Source organism: Streptomyces sp. NPDC031426, assembly GCF_055581585.1.
The window spans coordinates 1-4613 of the sequence record NZ_JBVIJE010000086.1 but is presented as its reverse complement, the minus strand read 5'-3'; the positions used below and the strand labels follow the sequence as shown (position 1 = coordinate 4613).

At 71.1% G+C, this 4613-nt stretch carries 2 protein-coding genes; both read right to left on the bottom strand.

All coding sequences use genetic code 11. The features are described from left to right. Positions 1 to 3959 (bottom strand): type I polyketide synthase (locus tag ACZ5NH_RS45245; protein ID WP_468784294.1); only part of this gene is annotated, 3959 nt, incomplete at its 3' end. Between the two features lie 45 nt (positions 3960 to 4004). Then, positions 4005 to 4613, bottom strand: a 609-nt coding sequence (locus ACZ5NH_RS45240) for an acyl carrier protein (RefSeq protein WP_468784292.1), incomplete at its 5' end; no start/stop codon positions are given.

Here is a 4613-nt window from a genome sequence, read left to right as displayed (position 1 = left end):
TTCTCCGACTGCGCCGACCGCACCAGACCACGCACCGCCGCACCCGCAAGACCACGCGTGACGACCACCAGACGCGACCCGGCGAACCGCTCCCCCGCCAACCAGCCCTGCACCACAGCCAGCGCCCGCCGCACCGCCTCACGCACCACCCCGGCAGACACCACCCCACCACACGGCGTCAGCCCGTCCACCACCACCGTCCCCGGCACCACATCGAGCGCATCCAGGCCCTCGGGTTCGAGGACGACCCAGTCCGCGGCGGACACCGAAACCGTCGTCGGCACCTGCACGGGGGTCCACTCCACGCGGAACAGCGAATCGGCCGGACCGTCACCGGAGACGCGCAACTGCTCCGGCGACACCGGCCGCAGCACCAAGGAGTCCACCGACGCGACGGGCCGCCCGGTGGTGTCGGCCAGGGACAGTGACACGGCGTCCTGGCCGGCACGGCCGAGTCGTACCCGCAGCGCGGTGGCGCCCACGGCATGCAACGTCACACCCGACCACGAGAACGGCAACCGCCCCTGACCGGTGTCCGCCACCAGACCACCCAGCCCGATCGCATGCAACACCGCATCCAGAACAGCCGGATGCACACCAAAACCATCGGCCGCACCCCCACCGCCCTCCGGCAGGCTCACCTCCGCGAACACCTCGTCACCACGCCGCCACACCGCCCGCAGCCCCTGGAACACAGGACCGTAGACGAACCCCGAAGCCGCCAGCGACTCATACAGACCGGCCACCTCGACCGACTCCGCACCCCGAGGCGGCCACACCCCCAGATCAACCGCGGACACCTCACCCGCACCCTCCGCCAGCACACCCGTGGCATGCCGCACCCACGGCTCCTCCGCAGGCGCCTGGTCGGAACGTGAGTGGAAGGCGAGCGAACGGCGGCCCGAGCGGTCGGGCGCGCCGACGACGAGTTGCAGCTCGACTCCGCCCTCTTCGGGCAGGACGAGCGGCGCCTCGAGGGTCAGTTCCTCCACCAGTTCGCAGCCGACCTGCTCGCCGGCGCGCAGTGCCAGTTCGACGAACGCCGTGCCGGGCAGCAGCACCGCACCCATGACCACGTGATCGGCCAGCCACGGCTGCGTCTCTACCGACAACCGGCCGGTGAACAGGAAGCCTTCGGCGTCGGCGAGGGAGACGGCCGCGCCCAGCAGCGGGTGATCGGCGGACCGCAACCCCATGGAGGTGACGTCGCCGACCGCGGTGCCGGCGTCCAGCCAGTAGTGCTCGTGCTGGAAGGCGTAGGTGGGCAGGTCGACGCGTTCGGCTCCGGCGCCGGAGAAGTACGCGGTCCAGTCGACGGCGACCCCACGCACGTGGGCGACGCCCAGGGCGGCGGTGAGGGACTCGGCCTCCGCCCGTCCCTGGCGCAGCACGGGGACGAAGGCGTGGCCGTCGCCGGTGACGCAGTCCTGCGCCATCGCCGAGAGCACACCGTCCGGGCCCAGCTCGACGAACGTCGTCACGTTCTCCGCTTCCAAGAGCCGCATGCCGTCGCGGAAGCGGACGGCTTCACGGACGTGGCGGACCCAGAAGCCGGGGTCGGTGATCTCCTCGGCGGTCGCGATCGTCCCGGTGAGGTTGGAGACGACGGGGATGCCGGGAGCCTCGTACGACAGACCCTCGGCAACCTTGCGGAAGTCGGCCAGCATCGGGTCCATGTGCGGGGAGTGGAAGGCGTGACTGACCGTCAGCCGCCTCGTCCTGCGGCCCTGCTCCTCGAAGCGGGCCGCGATCTCCAGTGCGGCGTCCTCGTCACCTGCGATGACGACGGAAGTCGGGCCGTTGACGGCCGCGATGCTCACGGCGTCCGTCAGGAACGGCGCCACCTCGTCCTCGGCGGCCTGGACGGCCACCATCGCACCACCGGACGGAAGTTCCTGCATCAGCCGACCACGGGCCGCGACCAGCGTGCACGCGTCGGCCAGTGACAGCACACCCGCACAGTGCGCCGCCGCGATCTCACCGATCGAATGACCGGAGACGAAGTCCGGGCGCACACCCCACGACTCCAGCAGCCGGAACAGCGCCACCTCGACCGCGAACAACGCGGGCTGCGTGAACGCCGTCCGGTCGATCAGCCCGGCATCGTCACCGAACAGCGCCTCACGCAGGGGCAGTTCGAAGTGGGTGAGGATCACGTCCAGCACCTGGGCGAACACGGGATAGGCGTCGTACAGCTCCCGGCCCATCCCCAGCCGCTGACTGCCCTGACCGGTGAACAGGAACGCCGTCCTGCCCCGGCCGTCGGCGTTTCCGAACGGCATGCCGGCCGGGGTCTTGCCGGCGGCCACCTCGGCCAGACGGTCGAGGAAGGTGCGGCGGTCGGCCGCGATCACCACGGCGCGGGTCTCCAGGGCGGACCGTGTCGTCGCCAGGGAGTGAGCGATGTCGGTCGGGTCGAGTTCGGGGCGCTGCTGCATGTGGGCCAGCAACCGCTCCGCCTGGGCGCACAGCGCCTGCTCACCTCGGGCCGACAGCAGCCAGGGCAGCACGGGCAGCGAGATCTTGGCGGGCGAGGCCGCCGTGCCGTCCTCGGGTGCGAGCTGTCCGTCGTCGGCCAGTGGCGGCTGTTCGACGATGACATGGGCGTTGGTGCCGCTGATGCCGAAGGAGGACACCGCCGCCCGGCGGGGACGGCCGGTCTCCGGCCACTCCCGCGCCTCGGTCAGCAACTCCACCGCACCCGCCGACCAGTCCACGTGCGGGGACGGCTCGTCCACGTGCAGGGTCCGCGGCAGCACACCGTGCCGCATCGCCATCACCATCTTGATGATCCCGGCGACACCGGCAGCCGCCTGCGTATGACCGATGTTCGACTTGATCGAGCCCAGCCACAGCGGCGTCTCCTCGGCCCGGGCCTTGCCGTAGGTCGCCAGCAGCGCCTGCGCCTCGATCGGGTCACCCAGCGTCGTACCCGTACCGTGCGCCTCCACCACGTCGACGTCCTTCGCGGTCAGCCGGGCGTTGGCCAGTGCCTGCCGGATCACTCGCTGCTGCGAGGGACCGTTCGGCGCCGTCAGGCCGTTGCTCGCGCCGTCCTGGTTGACCGCCGAGCCGCGGACCACGGCCAGCACCGGGTGGCCGTTCTTCCGGGCGTCCGAGAGCCGCTCCACCAGGAGCATGCCCACGCCCTCGCCCCAGCCCGTGCCGTCCGCCGCGGCGGCGAACGACTTGCAGCGGCCGTCGAAGGACAGGCCGCGCTGGCGGCTGAACTCGGTGAAGGTACCCGGTGTCGGCATGACGGTGACACCGCCGGCCAGCGCCAGCGAGCACTCGCCGTTGCGCAGCGCCTGGACGGCCAGGTGCAGGGTGACCAGCGAGGACGAGCAGGCGGTGTCGACGGTGACCGCCGGGCCCTCGAGGCCGAACGAGTAGGCCACACGGCCGGAGGCGATGCTGCTGGATCCGCCGGTGCCGAGGTAGCCCTCCACGCCTTCGGGTACGGCGCGCAGGCGGGAGGTGTAGTCGTGGTACATCACGCCGGCGAAGACACCCGTCCGGCTGCCGCGCACCGACGCCGGGTCGATGCCCGCGCGTTCGAACACCTCCCAGGTGGTCTCCAGCAGCAGCCGCTGCTGCGGGTCCATCGCCAGCGCCTCACGCGGGCTGATGCCGAAGAACGCCGGGTCGAAGTAGTTGGCGTCGTGCAGGAACCCGCCTTCGCTGACGTAACTCGTGCCCTGTTGTTCGGGATCGGCGTCGAAGAGACGCTCGATGTCCCAGCCGCGGTCGGTCGGGAAACCGGAGATCGCGTCCCGGCCGTCCAGGACCAGCTGCCACAGGTCCTCGGGCGATCCGACGCCACCGGGGTAGCGGCAGCTCATCCCGACGATCGCGATCGGTTCCTGCTCCCCGGACTCGACTTCCTCCAGGCGGCGCCGGGTTTCATGAAGGTCCGCCGTCACCCGCTTGAGAAAGTAGCGGAGCTTTTCCTCGTTCATACGTGCATCCCTCTCGCGGCAGCCAGAAAGGCGGAGCCGTTCACGTCAGGAGATCCCGAACTCTTTACCGATGAAGTCGAACAGGTCGTCGTCCGTCGCCGATTCGATCTCCTCGGCGACCTCGGCCGCAGCCGCGTCGTCCTCCGGCTCCTTCCGGCCGTCACCCCACTTGGCCAGCAGGTCCTGGAGGCGTGCGGTGATCTGCGCATGCCCGTCGTCATCGGGGAGGACCACCGCCAGAGATGCCTCCAGCCTGTCGAGCTCCGCGAGCAGCGGGGTCACCGCCGCCGGCCCGTCCGGGGCGGTCTCCTCCCGGAGGAAGGCGGCCAGGGCGGTGGGCGTGGGGTAGTCGAAGATCAGAGTCGCGGGGAGGCGGACCTCGGTGGCCGCGGTCAGCCGGTTGCGCAGCTCCACCGCGGTCAGCGAGTCGAAGCCGACCTCGTTGAAGGACCGCTCCGGGTCCACCGCTGCCGGTCCCGCGTATCCGAGTACGGCCGCCACGTGCGTGCAGACCAGGTCGAGCAGCACCTTCTCCTGCTCGGCCGGGGGGAGTGTGGTCAGGCGTTGGGCCAGGGCCCCGGGGGCCGCGGCATCGGCCGCCGCAGCACGACGTACGGGCACCCGGACCAGGGACCGCAGCAACGGCGGCAACAT